At 36.9% G+C, this 21,659-nt stretch carries 16 protein-coding genes and 1 pseudogene; 8 read left to right on the plus strand and 9 right to left on the minus strand.

What is annotated here, in order from left to right; translation table 11 throughout:
- Positions 1-303: 303 nt before the first annotated feature.
- Together DFR56_RS24095 and DFR56_RS16205 are read left to right on the plus strand one after the other, a co-directional pair.
- Positions 304-1,050 (plus strand): annotated as a pseudogene (locus DFR56_RS24095) (spr1630 family ClpXP-sensitive toxin).
- Positions 1,051-1,076: 26 nt separating this feature from the next.
- Positions 1,077-2,252 (plus strand): spr1629 family repressor/antitoxin, encoded by a 1,176-nt coding sequence (locus tag DFR56_RS16205; RefSeq protein WP_110396497.1) that lies wholly within the window; start codon positions 1,077-1,079, stop codon positions 2,250-2,252.
- 106 nt (positions 2,253-2,358) lie between these two features.
- Here DFR56_RS16205 and pdxR (DFR56_RS16210) read toward each other — a convergent pair whose 3' ends face one another.
- A complete protein-coding gene (gene pdxR / locus DFR56_RS16210; protein WP_110396498.1) occupies positions 2,359-3,774 on the minus strand; it encodes a MocR-like pyridoxine biosynthesis transcription factor PdxR in 1,416 nt (471 codons plus the stop codon).
- Positions 3,775-3,893: 119 nt separating this feature from the next.
- On the opposite strand from pdxR (DFR56_RS16210), the gene DFR56_RS16215 reads away from it, so the two are divergent.
- Positions 3,894-4,853 carry a proline dehydrogenase family protein gene (locus tag DFR56_RS16215; RefSeq protein WP_110396499.1) on the plus strand — a complete coding sequence of 320 codons (960 nt, stop codon included), beginning with the start codon at positions 3,894-3,896 and terminating at the stop codon, positions 4,851-4,853.
- Complete coding sequence (locus tag DFR56_RS16220; protein WP_110396500.1) at positions 4,850-5,758, plus strand: DMT family transporter; 909 nt, start codon at positions 4,850-4,852, stop codon at positions 5,756-5,758. The genes DFR56_RS16215 and DFR56_RS16220 overlap by 4 nt, the downstream gene beginning before the upstream one ends.
- A gap of 348 nt (positions 5,759-6,106) precedes the next feature.
- Here the strand turns inward: DFR56_RS16220 and DFR56_RS16225 are convergent, their stop codons facing one another.
- Positions 6,107-7,282 (minus strand): DUF4317 domain-containing protein, encoded by a 1,176-nt coding sequence (locus DFR56_RS16225; RefSeq protein WP_110396501.1) that lies wholly within the window; start codon positions 7,280-7,282, stop codon positions 6,107-6,109.
- A gap of 136 nt (positions 7,283-7,418) precedes the next feature.
- Between DFR56_RS16225 and DFR56_RS23320 the strand changes: the two genes are divergently transcribed.
- Positions 7,419-7,583, plus strand: coding sequence for a hypothetical protein (locus DFR56_RS23320; RefSeq protein ID WP_207520106.1), 165 nt, complete (start codon positions 7,419-7,421; stop codon positions 7,581-7,583).
- Between the two features lie 209 nt (positions 7,584-7,792).
- On the opposite strand, the gene DFR56_RS16230 is transcribed toward DFR56_RS23320, so the two are convergent.
- Together DFR56_RS16230 and DFR56_RS16235 are read right to left on the minus strand one after the other, a co-directional pair.
- A complete protein-coding gene (locus tag DFR56_RS16230; protein WP_110396502.1) occupies positions 7,793-8,014 on the minus strand; it encodes a hypothetical protein in 222 nt (73 codons plus the stop codon).
- 17 nt (positions 8,015-8,031) lie between these two features.
- The gene (locus DFR56_RS16235; RefSeq protein ID WP_110396503.1) at positions 8,032-9,495 is read right to left on the minus strand and encodes a protein adenylyltransferase SelO; all 1,464 of its coding nucleotides are present in this window, start codon (positions 9,493-9,495) and stop codon (positions 8,032-8,034) included.
- Positions 9,496-10,473: 978 nt separating this feature from the next.
- Here DFR56_RS16235 and DFR56_RS16240 point away from each other — a divergent pair.
- On the plus strand, positions 10,474-11,634 hold the full coding sequence (locus tag DFR56_RS16240; protein ID WP_110396504.1) for an MFS transporter: 1,161 nt from the start codon (positions 10,474-10,476) through the stop codon (positions 11,632-11,634).
- Between the two features lie 453 nt (positions 11,635-12,087).
- On the opposite strand, the gene pdxS is transcribed toward DFR56_RS16240, so the two are convergent.
- On the minus strand, positions 12,088-12,954 hold the full coding sequence (gene pdxS / locus DFR56_RS16245) for a pyridoxal 5'-phosphate synthase lyase subunit PdxS (RefSeq protein ID WP_110396505.1): 867 nt from the start codon (positions 12,952-12,954) through the stop codon (positions 12,088-12,090).
- A 185-nt stretch (positions 12,955-13,139) separates the two neighbouring features.
- Here pdxS and pdxR (DFR56_RS16250) point away from each other — a divergent pair, with 185 nt between their 5' ends.
- A complete protein-coding gene (pdxR, locus tag DFR56_RS16250; protein WP_110396588.1) occupies positions 13,140-14,540 on the plus strand; it encodes a MocR-like pyridoxine biosynthesis transcription factor PdxR in 1,401 nt (466 codons plus the stop codon).
- 209 nt (positions 14,541-14,749) lie between these two features.
- On the opposite strand, the gene DFR56_RS16255 is transcribed toward pdxR (DFR56_RS16250), so the two are convergent.
- Both DFR56_RS16255 and DFR56_RS16260 read right to left on the minus strand, forming a co-directional pair.
- Positions 14,750-15,229: a flavin reductase family protein gene (locus DFR56_RS16255; protein WP_110396506.1), complete on the minus strand. Its 480-nt coding sequence runs from the start codon at positions 15,227-15,229 to the stop codon at positions 14,750-14,752.
- A gap of 89 nt (positions 15,230-15,318) precedes the next feature.
- A complete protein-coding gene (locus DFR56_RS16260) occupies positions 15,319-16,671 on the minus strand; it encodes an MFS transporter (protein WP_110396507.1) in 1,353 nt (450 codons plus the stop codon).
- Between the two features lie 494 nt (positions 16,672-17,165).
- Here DFR56_RS16260 and DFR56_RS16265 point away from each other — a divergent pair, with 494 nt between their 5' ends.
- Positions 17,166-17,834 carry a helix-turn-helix transcriptional regulator gene (locus tag DFR56_RS16265; RefSeq protein ID WP_110396589.1) on the plus strand — a complete coding sequence of 223 codons (669 nt, stop codon included), beginning with the start codon at positions 17,166-17,168 and terminating at the stop codon, positions 17,832-17,834.
- Positions 17,835-18,276: 442 nt separating this feature from the next.
- Here the strand turns inward: DFR56_RS16265 and DFR56_RS16270 are convergent, their stop codons facing one another.
- On the minus strand, positions 18,277-18,975 hold the full coding sequence (locus DFR56_RS16270; RefSeq protein WP_110396508.1) for an ankyrin repeat domain-containing protein: 699 nt from the start codon (positions 18,973-18,975) through the stop codon (positions 18,277-18,279).
- A 369-nt stretch (positions 18,976-19,344) separates the two neighbouring features.
- Complete coding sequence (locus DFR56_RS16275; protein ID WP_110396509.1) at positions 19,345-21,537, minus strand: RNA degradosome polyphosphate kinase; 2,193 nt, start codon at positions 21,535-21,537, stop codon at positions 19,345-19,347.
- Positions 21,538-21,659 lie beyond the last annotated feature (122 nt).

The following is a 21,659-nucleotide window of genomic DNA, read 5'->3' on the forward strand; positions in this document are numbered from 1 at the left end:
CAGACAAATCTGGTAGCGAATTTCCCAAACGGAGGTTTAACCTCCCTTTTAAAAGCATTACATGATCTAGATTAAAGTCTCCTGTTCAAAATAACATGTTTTCGGGATAAAGAAACTCATCCCCTACCAAAAATTGTACAGTATCTATTTTACATTTCTTTCATTAATTATTTATTCAACCAAAACTATAAATAAAATAAATATATTTATATTAACTTTAATAAAATAAGGGAAAATCATTTATTTTCTTACCAGCTTGTTTTAGAATAAAGGTAAGATTAATTTTCAGTAGGAGTGATATGTGTGGACCAATACAAATTTGATGTGAACCATAGTAAAATCATTGTTGATGCTATTGTTGAAGGTTACAGAGACTACATAGAACACCGAAAAGATCGTTTTAAAGCAATGAAAATTAGTTCTGCATTTGCATGGACGAAAGGAAATTTTATTGAAAGTAGATTGGCTGAGAATTGTGTTGATCTAAATTTTTCTTACAAATTAGCAAAAGCAGGTTTAACGTGGAATTAACTACAATTTATCCATGGTGAACAAAAAAGGATCTTTCTAATTAAAAATGCTGACTATTTTAACGAAAACTGTTTTTCGCAGGCTGTTTTACCTGGGAAGTTTAAGGACAAAGATTATCGTAAAACATACCTTCATGAACTATCGAAAATTAATCAAAGACTAGAATTTTCAGCTGTCGATTCAAACAAAAGAAATGACAGCGAATATACTCAACAATTATCTTTTTTTGTAACGGAGGAACAAGTAAAAGATGAATTGAAACAATTCAAATCGTTATACAATGAGTTCCATATTCTTACCTATAAAATTGATGACGCTTATCAAATATCTAACATTATGCATTATCTGCCTAATCCAGATAATAATATTGCATATAGGGTAGAAAATCTATCAAAGTATATTTCTGGTGCGGAATTAACCGATGAAGAAAGAGAAATTATTGCTCCTGCACCTGAAAAAGATTTGATCGATCCTGTCGAATTTGATATCGGAATCTTTGAAGAGAAAGAAATGAAATAAAATATTTTTTTAGAAAGAGGAGCATTATGTTTATAGGTGAAAATTTAACGAATCTTCGTATCATGCATGGTTATTCACGAAAACAGCTCTCTGACATAATAGGTGTAACAGAACAAGCCGTCTGGCAATACGAAAATAATTATACCTCACCAAAGATGCAGATTGTTAATCATTTAAAGTCTATTTTCCAAGTGAAAAGCAAGTATTTTTATAACAAGGATGTGCTTGATCGGTATGTAAAAACAGGAAATATTCCAGTCATGAATATTGCTTATCGCTCTAAAGTAATGAAGATCATATCTAAAACCCAATCAGAGGCCAAGCATATCGAGTTTTTAGACAGCTTCGTTAATTATGTAACAACTAATGTCGTTTATCCTACGCAAAAGATTATCCATCTAAGAAATGAAGTAATTGATTACGTAAATACTGCTGGTGAAGATAGAGAAACACAAATAAAGAAAGTAGCTAAGCTTGCACGCCATAAGCTAGGGTTTGACCATGACTCTAATGATGATCTTATGTTTTTAATAGAAAAAAGTGGTGTATTTATTTTTGAAAAGGCAATTGAAGAAGATATTGATGCTTACAGCTTATGGACCAAACAAGATCGCCCTTTTATTATTTTAGGGAATTTGAAACGATCGGCCGTTCGGCGAAATTTTGATATTGCACATGAACTAGGTCACTTATTACTTCACTATCGAGTAGAATTCACTAGTTTAGACCGAAAAGAATATAAAGCATTGGAAAATGAAGCTAATCAATTTGCTGGAGCATTTCTTCTTCCTGAAGAGCCCTTTTTAACAGATATGCGTTCGATTGTTCGTAAAACAAATCCTGAGGCATATATTGATTTGAAAAAGAAATGGAAAACGTCATTACAAGTTTTAGGGTATCGAGCAGCTAACTTGAGGCTATTGGATGCGAAGAATCATCGTAACTTTTATGCGGCTCTTCACCGAAAAGGGTATTTAAAAAGGGAGCCCCTGGATGAAACAATACATATTCAAAAACCAGAAAAAGTGAAGTCCATTTTCGATTTAGTTGCTAAAAAAGGCATCATTGATATCCGTAATATGATTGATAATGATTGGATGGTGGAGACTGATTTCCTTCATCGATTAACAGGAATCGATGTGGATTTTTTCAATAATTATTTAACAAAAGAACAGGATTTTGAGTTAATTAATATTAAATGATATTCATAGGGTGGTTTATTTTCCAGCCTTGTTCGCTTCATAAGCCTATAGAAAAACCTTTAAAGGCCGATTTCCCCTTTCGCAAGGCAATGGACGAAATCGGCCTTTAATTTTTCAATTTAAAATTATCTATTGCTTTATGTAGTCTAATTACCCCTTTTTTTATTTCTTCCTTTTTTAGATGCCCAAAACCTAAAATAATTCGATTAGTATATTTTTCTTTTTCAATCGTATGATCTTCTACAGGATATACTTTAACACCAAACTGTTCGATCCATTCTAGTAATTCTTTTGAAAAATGGAATTCACTTAATTCAACAATTAGGTGTAAGCCTGTTGAATAACCAAAAATGTTAACCTTATTCGAAAATGTTATTTCTAAACAATGAATAAGAAAGTTTCTTCGGTCTTTATAAATCTTTTTCATCTTCGTAATATGTCGTTCCAAATAACCTTCACCTATAAAACGGGCAAGGATAAGCTGATCTAAAGAAGGGGTATGCAGATCAGAAAACCATTTTAGCTTCCGACATTTTTCAATAAGATGTGAAGGTAGAATTAAATATCCCATTCTTAGAGCTGGTGATAAAATTTTACTAAATGAACCAATGTACAAAACATGTTCTGGATCCAATCCTTGTAATGAACTTACGGGTGGACCTTCATATCGAAACTCACTGTCATAATCATCTTCGACAAGATAACAATTGGTTTTTCTTGAGTAGTTAATCAACTGAATCCGTCGTTGAATCGGTAACGTTCCTCCTAAAGGAAACTGATGAGAAGGAGTAATAAAAACAAGCTTTGGATTTTTATTTACTGGTAGCAAAGATGTCTTCATTCCATATTCATCAACAGGTATAGGGTAAAGGATAGAGTCCGTAGTTTTAAAAATGGTTTGAATATCATTCGTTATCGGATCTTCCATTATGACTAAATCATCCGGAGATAAAAGCAATTTAGAAACAAGTGTTAGGGCTTGGGTTGCTCCAGAAGTTATGACAATTTGCTCTGGATGACAATCAACACCCCTTGTTTTTAGTAAATAGCGTGATAAAACCTGCCTTAATTCTGGACGTCCTTCAGGAATATCATATCCAAACGTAGAAGATGCAATATCATTCCATATAGTATACGATAATTTTGCCCATGTTTTGCGTGGAAATAAATCCAATGCAGGTATTCCTGAACGAAAGCTGATCATATCATTTTCTTTATTTTTATCTTCACCCCAATTCAAAGAATGGAATGAAGGTATTTTTTTTTGTTGTTCTAAAAAAGTCCCTTCAGCAACAAATGTCCCTGAACCCATTCGTGAAACGACAAAGCCTTCAGCCAATAATTGATCATAAGCTTCTAAAATCACATTTCTCGACACTTTTAATTCAGTAGATAGTGCACGTGTCGATGGTAGTTTCTCTCCTGATTGTAAGTTGCCATTTAAAATTCGTTCTCGGATTAGTTGATAAACTTGTCTAATTAAAGGTATATCCAACGAACGGTCAATAGGTATCCAAAGCATAGTTACATCTTCCTCATTAAATAAAAGTGGTACCATGAAAAATTATAATAAGTGGTACTAATACAAACCATTTTAGCATGATAAAGTTGATTCAAATAGTAAAAAGGAGATGTATGGTGATGATTAATCCGGAAGTCCAAGTAAGCCAAGCACTTAAATCGATTGCACGTAATGAACATATCAAATCTTATATTCAAAAATCCAATGAACTCTATCCCTTATTATTGCAAGCTGCCCAACGATTTGTCACTGGAGAACATAAAAAAGATGGTATTGTAACAGCAAAAGAACTAATCTCAAGAGGTTATTTTATTTCACTAGAATATATAGGGGAAAATACTACCGATTTAGAAGAATGTCGAAAAGCAAAAAATGAGTTTTTGAATCTTATTGAAGAAATGGGTTCTCTGTCTATGAAGCAAACTATCTCGCTTGATTTATCCCATATTGGGTTAGCTGTGAATTCAGAAACAGCTTATATTCAATTACTGGAGATGGCCAAGAAAGCAAATCTGTACGGGATTACACTTATGATAAGTATGGAAGAATCATCGAAAACAAGTGATATTCTTGATATCTATAAAAAAACAACGGAGCAGTATCCTAATGTAGGAGTCACTATACAGGCTCACTTATATCGATCTTACAATGATATTCAGGAACTCATTCATTATCCTGGGAAGATACGAGTTGTCAAAGGCGCTTATCAAGAACCTGTCGATATTGCTATGTCTAGATCAAAGGAATTAAATAACCGTTATCTTAAACTTGTACAACAATTAATAGAAGCTGATCACTCAGTATCCATAGCCACACATGATGAGATGCTTATTCAAGAAATGGAACACCGTCAATACTTAAATCAGCCCCACGTAGAAATGGAAATGCTCTACGGAGTCCGTCCAGATTTGTTAAGGAATTTAAAAAGGAAAGAGTACAACTGTAAAGTATATTTGACTTACGGAAAAGAGTGGTATTTGTATTTATGTCATCGAATAGCTGAATATCCGGAAAATCTATATAGTGTCGTAACAGATATAATCAATCCATCCTTAGCAGAGAGAAGTAAATCCTATTGAACGAACATTTAGTCCCAAGTTTGAAAATCATTTTGGCCATGACTATTGTGGGAAGTTCGGTTGTAGCAGGTAAACTAATCGTTCAAAGTTTTCCCGTGTTCTTAGCATCTGAACTAAGATTCCTTCTCGCAAGCATTATTTTAGTTCCATTATTGATAAAATTTGAAGGGTTCCCTTCTATTAGAAAGGGAGATGTATTAATCCTATTTTTACAAACATTATCTGGTGTATTTTTGTTTAATATTTTTATGTTATATGGACTGACAAGAACCACAGCCATTGAAGGCGGAATTATTACAAGTACCATTCCAGCAGTCACAGGGGGACTTGCCTTCCTGTTCCTTAAGGAAAAATTAACAAAGAATGTAATCATGGGAATTTTGCTAGCAGTTTTAGGGACATTAACAATCAATTTTTACGGATCTTTTTCATCCGTTGAACGTGGATCGTCCCCTTTATTTGGGAATTTACTTATCTTCGGTGCCGTTATTAGTGAAGCTTTGTTTATTATATTTGGGAAGTTTGTTGCACAACGAGTTAGTCCTCTTGCTATTTCGACGATTGTCAGTGTTTTTGGGGCTGTATTATTTTTACCCTTTGCCCTCTATGAGGGTAATCAGTTTAAGTTTGAAGAAGTATCCATTACAGAGTGGGGATTAATATTTTATTTCGGTATCGTTGTAACTGTCATTGCTTTTATTCTCATGTACCAAGGTGTTTCAAAGGTTCCTGCAAGTACAGCTGGAGTATTAACAGGTGTTTTACCAATGAGCAGTGTCATTCTCTCTGTACTTATTTTAGGTGAAGAAATTTCCTTCCCCCATATTGTAGGGATTGGTTTTACCTTAACAGCTATTTATTTGATTGCAAAACCGGCGAAAAAAACATATAGTCCAAATCATTAGTCTCAAAAACATTCGTTTTTGAGACTTGATTCATTTATAAATAAAATGACCTTAAACACTATTAATATAGGTTTTAAAACGTATCGCAAGAAAAAAATCTTATCATCTGTTATGAATGATAAGCTGAAAATAATATTGATTTTCTAGTAGAGTATTAATTCAATTTAAAACAGTTGGACTTACGATCACTCTAAGATAACATTTAAGTCAATTCTCTTAGCGTAGAATATCGACTTTTTGTATCCAGGAATTGGCTTGGCGTATATTTTCTACGTTCTTCCGGAACTCCTTCATGTAGCTACAGCCATCTATTATTAAGGAAATATGTTTACCCCTTGTAATCATCCACTACCTTAACTCTGCCTGTGGAATTAATTTAAATCCTTCTATCATCGTATCTTCTTCCACCTCGATCAATAGGCAGCGTTTACCATTGTAGTTCACCCGTTTTATATACTTTAAACCTTCAGGGCTTATAGAGACTTTTGCAACTGGCGTCTCGATTTTTATTGACTTTGCTGTATAATTTGGGACGATGTTACTTGCTTTTAGTTCATACTTCTCATCATCAATGATTTTTTGGAATGCTTCTTCCACTTTTTCTGTCTCAACGTCTTCTACACCGCTTACCTTTAATACACGCTCTACCTCTCTATAGTTCAATGTAGGGCTTTCTTCCTCTTCTTCTTCCTCATCAATCATACGGTTTATTTCTTCATATACATTGGCAAGTGTATGTGTATCTACTTCGTCTCCTACTACATCCTTTACAATCTCTTCAAAAACAGCCTTATCTTCTTGTGCAGTAATAATATCTTCTCCGCTCAACACATTTTCGATAAAATGAAAATCCGGTTGATTCGCTTTGCCTGTCGCATAAAGAACACGATTTACATCTGCTGCATCATCGGTAATGCTCGGGAACAAAAATCCACCTACTGGAGATGTTAAATTAATTATAGGGTCGACCATGATATTCGATCTAAATTCTCTCTCAATATAGTCAAATACAAGTGATTTCTTTGGCTCTTCTGTCCGATTAAGACTACAAAGAATAAAAGGATTTGTATATACTTCATCTCGATCGTTTATTTCCGATTCCTCACTAAATCGTTTTGTCGAATTAAAATATTCACCACGAATAAACGTGACTACCATATCTTTCTCGTATTGGACATCGTCATTAACCATTTTTTCAACGATACGTAGCATATGTGCCTTCCATTCTTCTACATCTTTCGTTTTCAGACTTTCATGAAGAATAAGTTGACTATTTTCTTCTGTGTCACGCTTAAATTTCACTTCAAATAACTTAACATCTAATTTACCTGTCAACACCTTTTTGAAGTTTGTCATAAACAATTCTTGTTGCTCACGATCCAGCATTGCAAACGGCTGGCTCTCCTGGTGATAAATATCGCTACTTTCCTTTGGTATATACACATTAAAAATATCGTTTATTTTCAATAAATCATTGTCAAGTTTAAATTGCCTGCGAATTGCTGCTATATCTTTTTTGTTCATTTGAGTCCAACTCCCTTATCTCTTGCTGTCCATTTTCGGTTGTCACTTTTACATACTCTCTCATTATAGCAATTTTTATGATGATAGAATAAGATAAGGTAATAGGTGTTGAAAAATAAAGAAAGAAGGTGTATGCATGAGATGTGGTTCAAAATGTTTTCTAGTGGAAATGAAAAGGAATGGTATGACAGAAACAATACCTGTCACCGCTAGATCACCAATTGGAGCACGAAAAGTAATCCGAAATGAATATGCCGAAAATGTGGAGATACTAGTTGTAAAAGAGGAAAAAAGAAAATAATGCTAGTGAATGAAAAAATTAAATGAAGCGGATAACGAAAGTGGAATGTGAAATTGGATTTGAACTTACCCTAATGCATATTGGAACGATGGGGTATGTGCATCATTTTTGCAAGAAAAAATGGAGAATGCTTATATACGCTAGAACATTGGTAGGTAGGTGCCCCTGCATTTTTGGAGTGCTGAATTTTTCGTGGTGTGCGCTGAATCTCACGTGGTTCGCGCTGAATCTTTCGCGGTGTGCGCTGAATCCTTCGACGGTCGCGCTGAATTTCCGACGATCGCGCCGAATTTCGCGTCGTGCACACTGAATCCTCCGACGGTCGCGCTGAATTTTCTCAATGGTTGCTGGTTGTTCATTCTGTAGAAATAATCGTGCACTTTAAGACTCGCTTTCAAATAGAAAAAACGAGCATGATTAAAATGATACATGCTCGCCTCTCCTTTATTTAAGTTCCGCAATACGTCCGATAAGAACCTGTTGGTACTGGAGTTTTAGCATATTCGGTTTGATCCTTAGTATGTTCATAAGGATGCTCAAGCATCTGTAAAAGCTGATCCATCGGACGATAATCGTTCTTTTCTACTACCGCTTCCAACGCCTCTTCCACACGGTGGTTTCTTGGGATAACTGCAGGATTGCTATTCCGCATTCTTTTTTTAGCCGATTCCATGGGCTCCTCCTGCGTTTCTAATCTTAACATCCACCGCTTATGCCAATCTTTAAATTCCTTCGATGCGAACAACACCATACCATCCAGTTCATCAAAAGTAAGTGCCAGAAACGTATTCGTATAATCCGCTTTATATTTTTTCATCGCATTTAGTAAGTCGTCAATAAGTGCTTTATCCTCGGGTTCTTCTTGAAAAAGTCCAAGCTTTTCCCTCATTCCATTCGTCCAATGTGTATAAAACAGACTAGGAAATGCTTTCAGTTCCTTTTCTGCCAGTTTTATAGCCTGATCTTCGTCATTATGCAATAATTGCAACAAAGTTTCTGCAAACCGAGTAAGATTCCAATTCGCAATAACTGGCTGATTGCCATATGCATAGCGCCCTCCATGATCAATGGAACTAAATACAGTCGCCGGATCATACGAATCCATAAATGCACATGGACCATAATCAATCGTTTCTCCATTAATTGTCATGTTATCTGTATTCATCACCCCATGGATAAAACCTACAAGCTGCCATTTGGCGATTAATTTCGCTTGCTTTTTGATTACTTCTTGAAGTAATGAAAGGTACGGATTACTAGCACTTTCTATTTCTGGAAAATGACGTTCGATCGTATAATTTGCAAGCGCCTGAATTTCATCCACAGTTCCATAAACCGTTGCATATTGAAATGTACCTACACGTAAATGGCTTGATGCAACACGAGTAAGTATCGCACCCTCCAGTTCCTCTTCACGATAAATTGGCTCCCCAGTTGTCACTACTGCTAGGCTTCGAGTCGTTGGAATCCGTAAAGCATGCATAGCTTCACTCATGATATACTCCCGTAGCATCGGGCCAAGAGCAGCACGTCCATCACCTCCACGTGAATACGGTGTTCTCCCTGCTCCCTTAAGCTGAATATCAAATCGTTCATCTTGTGGCGTTATCTGTTCACCTAAAAGAATCGCCCGTCCATCACCCAACATCGTAAAATGCCCAAATTGATGTCCGGCATAAGCTTGTGCAAGTGGCAACGCTCCTTTGGGAATCTCATTACCAGCAAAAATTGCTGCACCCGCGTCACTTCGTAGTGATTCCGCACATAATCCAAATGATGCCGCCAATTCCGTATTGAATTTAACTAGTTTTGGTCCCTGTACAGGTGTTGGATTCGTTAGGGTATAGAATGTCTCGGGCAGATGAGCATAACTATTATCAAAGTTCCAGCCCATTTCTTTCTTTTCTGTCATAGAATCACCTATTTCATATTTAATATCGATATTAAACCCTCACTAATTATTGATAAAATACCTGTTAGCATCTCTTTTCATTTTCCAGTGATTAACTACTTTTTAATTTCTATTTAGTAAAACTCATTAATTGAAGAGAAATTATACTTAACTCAAAGGTATGCTTAGCCTTTAGCTGAAACTCTTAAATTATACACAAAACTAAAAAGAGATTATTCATCCATTGTATCTCCTTTTTTATCAATTCTAAACTGCTTATTTATCATTGCTCTAATCAGACTAATTTAAGCTGGATAATAGTTTAAGCAAGTCTGGATAAAATGCAGTTCATTTTTCACCGCTATTATCTTACAGGACTGCGGTGATTGAGAAATCACCTTAAAAATATGTTCCGCTTTTTTAAAAAGGGTAGATAAAATGATCATCACACATACTTTTTCACTATATTCTAACCATAACACAATAACATAATATATGTACCCTCATGCCTTTCGTAGTTTCCTTCCTTTTATTCTTAGGTTCGCTTTACGTAAAACGTTCCATACAATTTTGTCTAGCGAACTTAAAAGCATAAATAGCCTGCTGTTATTTGACTATAGGGTGCGATACTTACTCGTGTTGCATCAAGCCATTTACGTGAAGGAAAGAGTCCCGGTGGAGAGATTAAATTCGGGACAAAGAGAATTAAAAATAACGGGTATTTTTTGAGCGCTAATAAAAGTATCGAAAATGCCAAGAACTTAAATTTGTAAAAATACTCCAACCATCGTATACTATTACAGTAATTGTTATTTGTCGTCATGCTGCCATGAATACGTAGATATGTAAGTTTTCTAAAAATAAGAAATTTTAAATTAAAGGGAAATTTATCAAGTTGTTGAAAACAATATTGGTGAATTTCTCCTTTTATCGTTATAAAATAATATGAACAAAGAAGTCCATAATAGAATTTAGACAGAGGAATAAGAGGTAAAAAAAATGAAAAAATTCAATATTGCTTTAAGTATCTTATTAATGAATTTATTTATTGCATTTTTAGGAATCGGGCTAGTCATTCCCGTATTACCTACCATCATGAATGAACTACATTTAACAGGAGCCATGGTAGGATATTTAGTTGCAGCTTTTGCGGTAACACAATTGCTTGTTTCTCCAATTGCAGGTCAATGGGTAGACACTTTTGGACGGAAGAAAATGATCGTGATTGGGTTATTTCTCTTCAGCCTGTCTGAATTGCTATTTGGACTCGGTAAGGTATTAGAAGTTTTATTTATTTCCCGTTTGCTTGGTGGCGTTAGTGCAGCTCTTATTATGCCTGCAGTAACAGCTTTCATTGCTGATATTACAACGATGGAGACACGATCAAAGGGACTTGGCTATATGTCAGCAGCCATCAGTACAGGATTTATTATTGGCCCTGGAATTGGAGGATTTTTAGCTGAACTAGGTACTCGCGTGCCATTTTTTGTTGCTGCTGTCTTTGCTTTTATCGCAGCAATCTTATCCCTTTTGACGCTTCGTGAACCAGAAAGAAATCAAGATGGACATATTAAAGATAAAATAACAGGACTGAAACGTGTTTTAAATCCATTATATTTTACCGCCTTCTTAATTATCTTAATTTCATCTTTTGGATTAGCCGCTTTTGATGCGATATTTAGCCTTTTCGTCGATCATAAATTTGGTTTCACTCCGAAAGATATCGCGATTGTCATCACGGGGGGAGCGATTGTCGGTGCCATCGCTCAAGTGGTGTTATTTGATCGTTTAACAAAACTTTTTGGAGAAATAAAATTAATTTGTTATTGCTTTATTTTCGCCACCGTATTCGTTTTTCTTATTACTGTCGTCCATTCCTATTTTGCCATTTTATTTGTTACTATTTTTGTCTTTGTCGGGTTCGATTTAATGAGACCAGCTGTGACATCGTATTTATCTAAAGTAGCGAAAAATGAGCAAGGGTATGTTAGTGGAATGAACTCCATGTTTACTAGTTTTGGTAATGTTTTAGGCCCGATTGTTGGTGGATTTTTATTTGATGTTGATTTAGATTATCCTTTTTATTTTGCGGCAATCTTTTTATTAATTGGTATTGTCTTAACCATACTTTGGAAACCGCAAACCGATGTAGCAAAATAACAGCTTTTTGCAATCTTGGAACTTACATTTGCCTCTCTCTCTAAATCACGGTTATTCTCGGTTAAGTAGGATCTGCTGAACAACTATTACTTTCATCCTGCCGTTGTCTTCCGCGAAATGTGACATGCTTTCCGTGGGCCCGGCTTCAGCCTCCTCGGAAGAAAACCACTTCCTGCGGGGTCTTCAGACTCGTGGGACTCCGCTAAATGCTCGTCCCATCGAAGACCATTTGCTTTTCCCACTGGAGTCAGTCACTTTTCGCTCCAGACAACTAGATTATCATTACATGTGCAAAGGTTTTTTGGTAAACCAGTCAAATCCTTTGCACTTTATATCGAGAAAAGCGAGTACAAACTATTGATTTAGATGGGATTTCTGTTTATTCAGTAGACCTTATTTATTTTATATGAAAAGATGATCTCTAAACAGAGATCATCTTTTTTATCGATCAAGTTACCATCCACGGTCTTGCATTCTATCTTCGGCACTTAATGAAGAAATTTCAATTCCTTTCATTGCAGCACCAAGCTCTTTAGATAATTCACCAATTAATTCATAATTTTTGTAATTTGTTGTTGCTTTAACAATAGCTTTCGCAAATTTCTCCGGATTTTCTGATTTAAAGATACCAGATCCGACAAATACTCCGTCTGCTCCTAATTCCATCATTAATGCTGCATCGGCTGGAGTTGCTACACCACCTGCAGCAAAGTTAACGACAGGGAGTCTGCCCTCTTCTTTAATTTGTTTAAGAAGTTCAAAAGATGCACCAAGGTTCTTTGCTTCTGTCATTAATTCATCATCATTCATTCCAGTAACCTTTCGCACTTGTGCATTCACTTTCCGAAGATGACGAACAGCCTCAACGATATTCCCTGTTCCAGGTTCTCCTTTTGTACGTAACATCGAAGCACCTTCCCCAATTCGACGGGCAGCTTCTCCTAAATCACGGCAACCACAAACAAACGGTACATTGTAGTCACTCTTTAGAAGATGGAATTCTTCATCTGCCGGAGTTAATACTTCACTCTCATCAATATAATCAACATTCATTGCTTCAAGAACTCTCGCCTCTGAAATATGGCCGATACGCACCTTAGCCATGACGGGAATCGATACAGCTTGTATAACCTCCTCAACAATTCGAGGGTCAGCCATTCTCGCTACGCCACCAGCTGCCCGAATATCAGATGGTACTCTTTCTAACGCCATAACAGCAACTGCGCCTGAAGCCTCCGCTACTTTCGCTTGCTCTGCATTTATAACGTCCATAATGACGCCGCCTTTAGTGATTTCGATAAAATTACGTTGATTTCCCATTTATTCCACTCCATTCAAATTTGCGTTTTCTATGATTATTTTTTATTATAGGAAGTAAGTGATCCCAATGAAAGAGTCAGTTTTAATAAATATGATGATGCCAGATAGAAATAAAACTAGATTTTTGACCTTGAGGTGAAACACTTTCTCATATGAGGATAAAAACAGGAAGGAAGATGGAACAAATGGATATGTTATCTTGTCATTTAAACCGTTCAAACGACGTTCCGCTGTATGAGCAGTTATACGGTTTTATAAAAAAGGAAATTACGGAAGGTCGCCTAGAATATGGTTCCAAGCTTCCGTCCAAACGCAAGCTTTCTGAATTTCTTAAGATTAGTCAAAATACGGTAGAAACTGCCTACGATCAATTAACGGCGGAAGGATATATTGAAGGAATACCACGTAAAGGTTATTTCGTCTTAGCATATGAAGATTTGGAATATGTACAAACAACAACTAAATCAGCGAATGAAGAAACAACCGAAAAAAAGGAATTGAAATACTATTTTCATCCAAGCCGGATTGATACAGAGAACTTCCCTTTTACAAAATGGCGTAAATATGCGAGAGACACGATTGATCAAGCTCACCACTCTTTACTTCTATTAGGGGATAAACAAGGAGAATTGGAATTACGACAGCAAATTGTCCATTATTTATATCACGCACGTGGTGTGAAATGCACAGCTGAACAAATTATCATTGGTGCGGGAAGCGACATTCTTATGCAACAACTTATCCTATTACTTCATAGAAACACGATCTACGGCGTGGAGAATCCAGGTTATCACGTTATATTACACATTTTAAAAAGTTATCAAAATAAAGTACACCCACTAGAAGTAGATGACGAAGGTGTTAAAGTATCATCCATTGAACAAGCAAACATTGACACTGTTTATGTCACGCCCTCACAACATTTTCCATATGGATCAGTGCTTTCTGTTAACCGCCGCATTAAGTTATTGAACTGGGCTGCTGGTAGGAATGATCGCTATATTATTGAAGACGATTATGATAGCGAATTCCGTTATAGTGGAAAGTCCATTCCTTCCCTACAAAGCATGGATCATAGTGAGAAAGTAGTTTATTTGGGGAGCTTCTCCAAATCTTTAATCCCCTCACTCCGGATTAGTTACATGGTATTGCCAAAACATTTATTAAAGAAATATAGAGAAAAGGAATTGTCCTATTACCATTGTTCGGTATCAAGGATCGATCAGCACATCTTATCGCAATTCATGAAAGAAGGCGATTTTGAACGACATCTAAATAGAATGCGAAAAATTTACCGGCGAAAATTGGAAAAAACACTAAACGTGTTAAAGCCATATAAAGAAAAAGTCGACGTAATCGGTGAACATTCTGGACTTCACATCGTCTTGACCGTAAAAAATGGGATGGAAGAGCAAGAACTTATTCAAAGAGCATTGAAAGCAGAAATTAAAATTCACCCGCTTTCCTCTTATTCATTGGAAAAAAAGTTCGATTCCTCCCCAAAAATGATTCTAGGCTTTGCTGGAATCCCAGAAGACGAATTAGAAAGTGCAATCGAATTGTTATTGGAAAGTTGGGGATTATGAATTAAATTGGGAATATCTTGCATGATTCACTAAACCCAATCCCCACCACCGTATCTTAAGCTAACAGCTACTATTGCTCCACTATTTCAGGACTTCAACTCAAAGAGTGCGCACATAAAAGCATTCCGATGTTTTATCGGAATGCTTTACGCTATCATACATTATCCATGCCTCAATAACGAATGGGGGCAGATATCAGATAAAATGCATTATTCATTGTCTGTATCGAGGTTTTTTAAGGAACGATATTTACTCCCAAAATAAAGAATCGGGTCTCCTTCCATCACTTTCAAATCCCAGACTTTTGCTATATAGATGATATGATCGCCAGCTTTCACTTCATTACAAACTTGGCAAGATAAATTGGCAAGAGCATTCTTAATAACTGGAGCACCATCTAAGTAGTCATATGCACTCTCGCTAATTTTTTCTTGTTGACCCGCATAAATCATGGATAGTTCTTTTTGATTTTCATTTAAAATACTTACTCCAAACCGTTCTAGCTTTTGTAGCTTATTATACATGGATGCTTTCTCATCTATTGAAATAGCAATTAGCTTGGGTTGAAGAGAAACTGACATAAAAGCATTGACTGTCATCCCATGAATTTTTTCTCCAAAATTGCCTGTTACAACGGTAATTCCTGTTGCAAACTTCCCCATTGCATCTCGAAATAATCGATCATTCATCATTCCATCTCCTATCTTTAAATTTCTATAAATCTCTTAAAACGAATTTTTATTAACTAGTCAATATGTACATATTAGCGTGAAACCGATTAGGCTTGTTTAGTTCGCGTACTGGCAAATAGGCTAAGTACTATCAAGGAAAGGTTGAATACCATAGCGATCGTAATGCCCATTTCCAATGACATTCCTCCCGTCTGACTCATTGCAATGATAGCACCTCCAATTCCGATTGCTACCCCAGGTGTAAACGAGTCGGCAAATTGCAAGCTTCCTGAAACCTGTCCAGATTCTCCCTCTTTCGCAAGAGCGAAAGCAACAGTACCACTCGTCGTATGTGCTAAACCGATCCCAATCCCCGTAATGACTTCACCAAGTACTGCCATCACAATATTAACCGCAGGAATCCAAGCCATGATTGCGATACCAGTGATCATTAGCAGGATACCGGTGATGATCCGCTTTTGTCGCCCACGCCCTTTGTCTGCTGCATCCCAACGAGCCTGCAAAATAGCAATGATACACCAGCTAAGCGCGGCACTTGCCACAATGAGCCCCGCCCTATCAGCAGTCACTCCTTTCGTATCTGTCAGTGCAAGCACAAGAAAGTTCTGGGTAAAGACGTACGCAGCGAAAAACAAGCCACGTGAAGCTATAAGAGATGGTAGCCCTGCACGAAATGTGAACGTGCCTTTTGGTAGCAGCTTTCGAAGTGGGTGTACCATAAGAGCCAAGCCGACGAATAAAAGCACCATTCCTACTATTTTAGGAAGCATACCAAGGCCGCTCAAGAAAAGCCCAGTACCAATCGCTAGCAAAACAGACAACCCAATGACTCCCGTCTCATTCCTTTCTTGGAAGCTTGGCATTTTCAATTTCCGGAAAGCAGGTAAGCTTAGTAATACTGCTAGAAACAGAAAAGGAAGAACCCCCCAAAAAACGAATCTCCATGACAACTGTTGTGCGATAACACCAGCTACGTAAGGGCCGAGCATCGATGGCAAAACATAGGCTGTGCCGAGAGCCCCTAAAATTTTAGGACGTAACTCATCTGGATAGCTTATTGATATTGCTGTATAAATACAAGTAAACATGGCACCGGCACCGAATCCTTGTACAGCACGGGAGCCAATTAATACATACATATCGTTCGCAATAGCAGCTACGACTAAACCGATTGTAAAAATGATAATAGCAGCAGTGAAAAGCAAAGCAGGCCCTCTCCTGTCAATTTCACGCCCTATCACTAAAGTACCAATAATCTGTGCAAGTAAATAAGCACTGAATATCCAACCAAAGAGATGAAGTCCTTGCAAATCACCGGCAATGACTGGTGCCACTGTCGTTACAGCTAATCCTTCAAATCCGATCGTCATTGCTGCCAAAATGATACCGATCGTTAATGCTAAATAACGTGAGCCAAAAATGCTTTCTGAATGAGACATTCTGTTCACCTTCCATCATGTAATAGCCTATTGGCATTTTAAGGCTACAGGATAATCAAATCCTTCACCCGTTTTAAAAGCATTTTCACTGCATTTCTAATGTTTTTTAGCAACATTCAATTGATGATAAATATCTACTCAACTTTTTAAATATTGGTGATTCTTTCCTATCGCTCTTACCACCGCAGGGCTTTCTGAATGAATTGCCGATCTACTATGGTAAGAGGGTGTCAATTTCTCTATCACACAGAATATTTCGAAATTTGCAATATGAAAAGATAAACTGCTTTTCAACACAGAACAATCATAAAACACTAAACGATGGTTCTCAGATTCTATCGTACATATGTATATATAAAACCCCATCTGGATACTTTGTAAAGATAATTCTTTATAAAGAAAAAACTATACAAACAACAAGATATACTACTATTTTGACTTTGTCAACATTTTTCTTTATAATCTATTTAGGAGTAATACTGAAGGTGAGTGGAATGAAAAAAATAAATTCTCGTGAAAAGGAAAGCAATAAAAAAACTAGAAGAGCCATTGTAAAATTGCTCAAAGAGAATGAATCAATGGATGCTCATCAATTATCGACCCTGCTTGATGTTACCGCAATGGCAATCAGGCAACATTTATATGAGCTTCAAGAAGAAAGGTTAGTCACCTATACGGAAGAGCCGAGGACAATGGGGCGACCCGCGAAGATGTGGACGCTTACCCCTGAAGCAAACCGGTTATTTCCGGATGGATATGCTGATCTAACTGTCAGCTTGATTGAATCCATGAAAGAAGCGTTCGGGGATGAAGGCTTGGAGAGACTACTTGAGGTTCGTAACCGTAAACAAATTCAAGATTACTTAAACAAAGCTCCAGCGAGCCTACCGTTGAATGAACAATTAATCGCCCTTGCGGAATTACGGACGGATGAAGGCTTTATGGCAAATGTTATAGAAGATCCTGCTGGTTCCTTTTATTTGGTAGAAAAGCATTGCCCAATTTGTGAGGCAGCAAGGGCATGCACAAACATTTGTAAGAAGGAATTGGAGATGTTTCAACACGTCCTCGGAGATGGCGTTGAAGTCACAAGAGGCGAACATATTATAAAAGGCGACAATCGTTGTGTGTATCAAATTAAATCAAAAAAGGCATCTAAGTAATCTTCCATATTACTAGATGCCTTTTTTCAAAAGAAAATAGATCGCTGTCTTTTAACATCGTTTTGGCGTTTTTTATCAGCCGCTATGTAGCCACGTTTTCTCTAATAACTTTCCAATATCATGTATTACTAGTTTGTTCAATAAAAAAGGGGCTGTCCTAAAAGACAAAAATCACCCGAAAACGCTCTCTTTCCAAAGGCTCTGCCTCAGCCACCGATACAGAGGACGGGTCAGTATCAATGACGTCACAAACCTTTACGGCGGGACGAACGAAGTGAAGGCTCAGGACGTGACGATTGTCACCGACCTCGCGTATGCTTCGGGGTTTTTGGTTAATGCTAATCCCGCAGTCTGTCACTTTTTTGGTTGATTTTCAGCTTGGAAGTAGAATCATCTATGCTGTTTTTCATGCTCTTCCTATTGGCTTTCTGGGCAACCTAGATTACTCTGCCCCCGCTTCTAAAAGGATTTGTTCAATTTCTTTAAATCCTTTTTCATGTGCATGTTGTAAAGGAGTTACATTACCGTTATCTGCTATATGGACATCTGCCCCATGATCAATTAACAATTGTACGGTTTGCTGTTGCTTTTCATCACCATTATTTAAAATAATTGCCTCTAGTAAGGCCGTCCAACCAAGATTATTGACATGATTGACGTCAATATCCGTATTCGTAAGAAGCTCCTCAACAACATCAACATATCCATGTTCTGCGGCAGGAATTAAGGCAGTACCACCATATCGATTTGTTATTGTCGGATCGGCTCCAGCTTCAATTGTTAGCTTTAAAATATCGAGAAAACCCTCAGCACCCGCATACAAGAATGGATTATTTTCCATATCATCTTGAATGTTCACGTCGGCCCCTGCGTCAATTAACATTTTCATTGACTCCACATCGTTATGATACGTGGCAATCATAGCGGCTGTCCTTCCCTCTGAATCTTGCGTATTAATATCGACACCTTCTTTCATTAAGCTACTAATTATGTCCGTATCTCCATGTTCAACCGCTTCCAACAATTGTTCATTCATATCGATCTCTCCTTTAGCTTGTTCCATTTTAGTATCATGGTTATCTAAAGCACAGCCTGGAAAAAGTAAAATACAACTAATACTTATCAATAGCCTCCTCCACATAACACTCACCATCCGCTCAAGAAAATGTTTTTAATCTGCCATTACTTTATCATCATTCCCTGAATAAATAAAACACCATACCATATCAATAAAACGTTCCTATCAAAAAAATGAAGATCTATTATAAATCCAACGTAGTATAAGCGTAGAAAGAATAGCATTAATGCCGCTATTACGGAAATCTTTCAGTGCTAATGAACTCTAAGAAATAGTAGAAATAAGAAAAACTGTACCGTGCTTTTCCATGGTACAGTCTTGTATGAAGTAGCCTCTAGGAGTGACTCATAGATCCCGAATACAATATGCCCATCGAATTCTATATGCCCTTACTGATAATATGCTAACAATATATAGGAGGGTCTTCTCTACTTAGGATTCTTGTTCCTTTTCTAGCTCTTCCTCTTCTAAATCTGCTGCAACTTCTTCTAAACTCTGTAATAGTTCATCCATACGTGACCGTAGAGGATGGGCATTTTGTAAACACTCGAGCTGACTATCAATAATCCGACCCATTGGATTTTTCTCGACGTAATGATAGTGCCCTTCTTGATCTTGGTAGCGTGCTTTCACATTATCACTTAACTGTAATTTTAAAAAGTGTATGAGACGCTCTTGCAACATTCCATGATAAATTGGGAATAAGATTTCTACACGGCGAACCATATTTCGCGTCATCATATCAGCTGAGGATAAAAATACTCTTTCATCTCCATTATTATGAAAATAATAAATGCGACTATGTTCCAAAAAACGCCCTACAATACTAATGACATGGATGTTTTCACTCACACCTGGAATACTTGGACGTAAACAACAAATTCCCCGAACAATACAATCAATTTTTACTCCAGCACAAGAAGCTTCGTACATTTTCATGATGAGTCTTTTATCCGTAAAGGAATTCATTTTCAAAATAATATGACCGTTACCATGTAAGTTATGCGATTCAATTTCCGCATCAATTAGCTCAATAAACTTCGATTGAATTTCATACGGTGAAACGGAAAGATGGTGGTACTCTGGCTTTTCCGTATAACCACTCAAATAGTTGAAGAAGTTTGACGCATCAACACCGAATTTTTTCCTGGAAGTAATGAAGCCGAAGTCGGTATATAATTTAGCTGTTTGATCATTATAATTACCTGTACCTAGATGGACAAAGCGTTCGATTTTTCCATTGCGTTTTCGCACGACTAACGTTATTTTGCTATGTGTTTTCAAGTTGTGAATTCCGTAAATGACATGACAACCTGCTTTTTCTAACGCTTTTGCCCAGTGGACATTTTGTTCCTCATCAAACCGTGCTTTCAGTTCAACTAATACAGTTACTTGCTTCCCATTTTCAGCAGCTCTCTCAAGCGCTTTTATAATTGGCGACTCTCCACTCACACGGTATAACGTCTGTTTAATCGCAAGCACGGCAGGATCGACCGCTGCTCGTGAAATAAATTCAACAATCGGCTCAAATGATTCATACGGATGATGGAATAGTAAATCTTGTTGTAACGCTTTTTCAAATATATCTTCATTCGCACGTAAATCAAGCGGACGTTGTGGTATGATCGTTTCATGAATCAATTTTTCTCGGAAATCTTGCAATGTGTTGACGAATGAAAACAAAAATGTAAAGTCGATGGGTCCGTTAACAGCATATACTTCACCTTGTTCTATATCGAGTTCGGCCGCTAAATAATTCAAAATTTTCTTATGGACATGTTCACCACGGACTTCTAAACGAACAACTCCTCCCCATTTACGCTTTTTTAATTCTTTTTCAATTTCTGATAGAAAGTCTCGTGCCCCTTCTTCATGGATGGTTAAATCTGCATTTCGTGTAATCCGAAACAGGCATGTAGCTTTTATTTTATATCCTCTAAACAAGCGCTCAGCGAAAAACTCTATGACATTCTCAAGTAATACATATTCATAACTTTCTTCTTCAGCAGGAATAGTAATAACACGTTCCAAGACAGATGGCACTTGCACGAATGCCATCCGGTCCATTTTCTCATGGTGTTCTTGTTCGTGCTTCTCTAGCAGAACAGCTAAGTTCAAACTTTTATTCAATACCATTGGAAACGGTCGGTATGCATCGACCGCCAGTGGTGTCAAAACAGGATGAACTTCATTATCAAAGTAGTCTGTCAAGTAATGCAGCTGTTTATTTGATAGTTCATCCATCTGTTTTAAATGAATATTTTCGGTCACTAAATTTGACAAAATGAGGTCATTCCATTGTTCGTACTGCTTTTTCACAAGTTGTTGGGTCTTTTCACCAATTGCATCTAGCTGTTGTCTTGGCGTTAATCCAGCTTTGTTTTCGGGATTATTAAAACCCGATTTCACTTGATCCTTTAATCCAGCAACACGCACCATGAAAAACTCATCTAAATTTGAACTGAAAATGCTAATAAACTTCATCTTTTCAAGCAAAGGGTTTTGCGAGTCCGATACTTCCTCAAGCACTCGTTCATTAAAAGCCAGCCAGCTTAATTCACGATTATTATAATATTCTGGATGGGATAAATATTTTTTTTCGAATGGTTTTTTGGCTTCTACCATAAACCTTTAGCCCCCTTTAATGTTAGAGAACATGGCTTATCGCCATTTTTTAACAGCGAAAGCTTTGTTGAACTTACAACGCTAAGGACATATATAGTACTGGCTGCCGCAACAATGCTTTT

The organism is Pseudogracilibacillus auburnensis, from assembly GCF_003201975.1.
Lineage (GTDB): Bacteria > Bacillota > Bacilli > Bacillales > Amphibacillaceae > Pseudogracilibacillus > Pseudogracilibacillus auburnensis.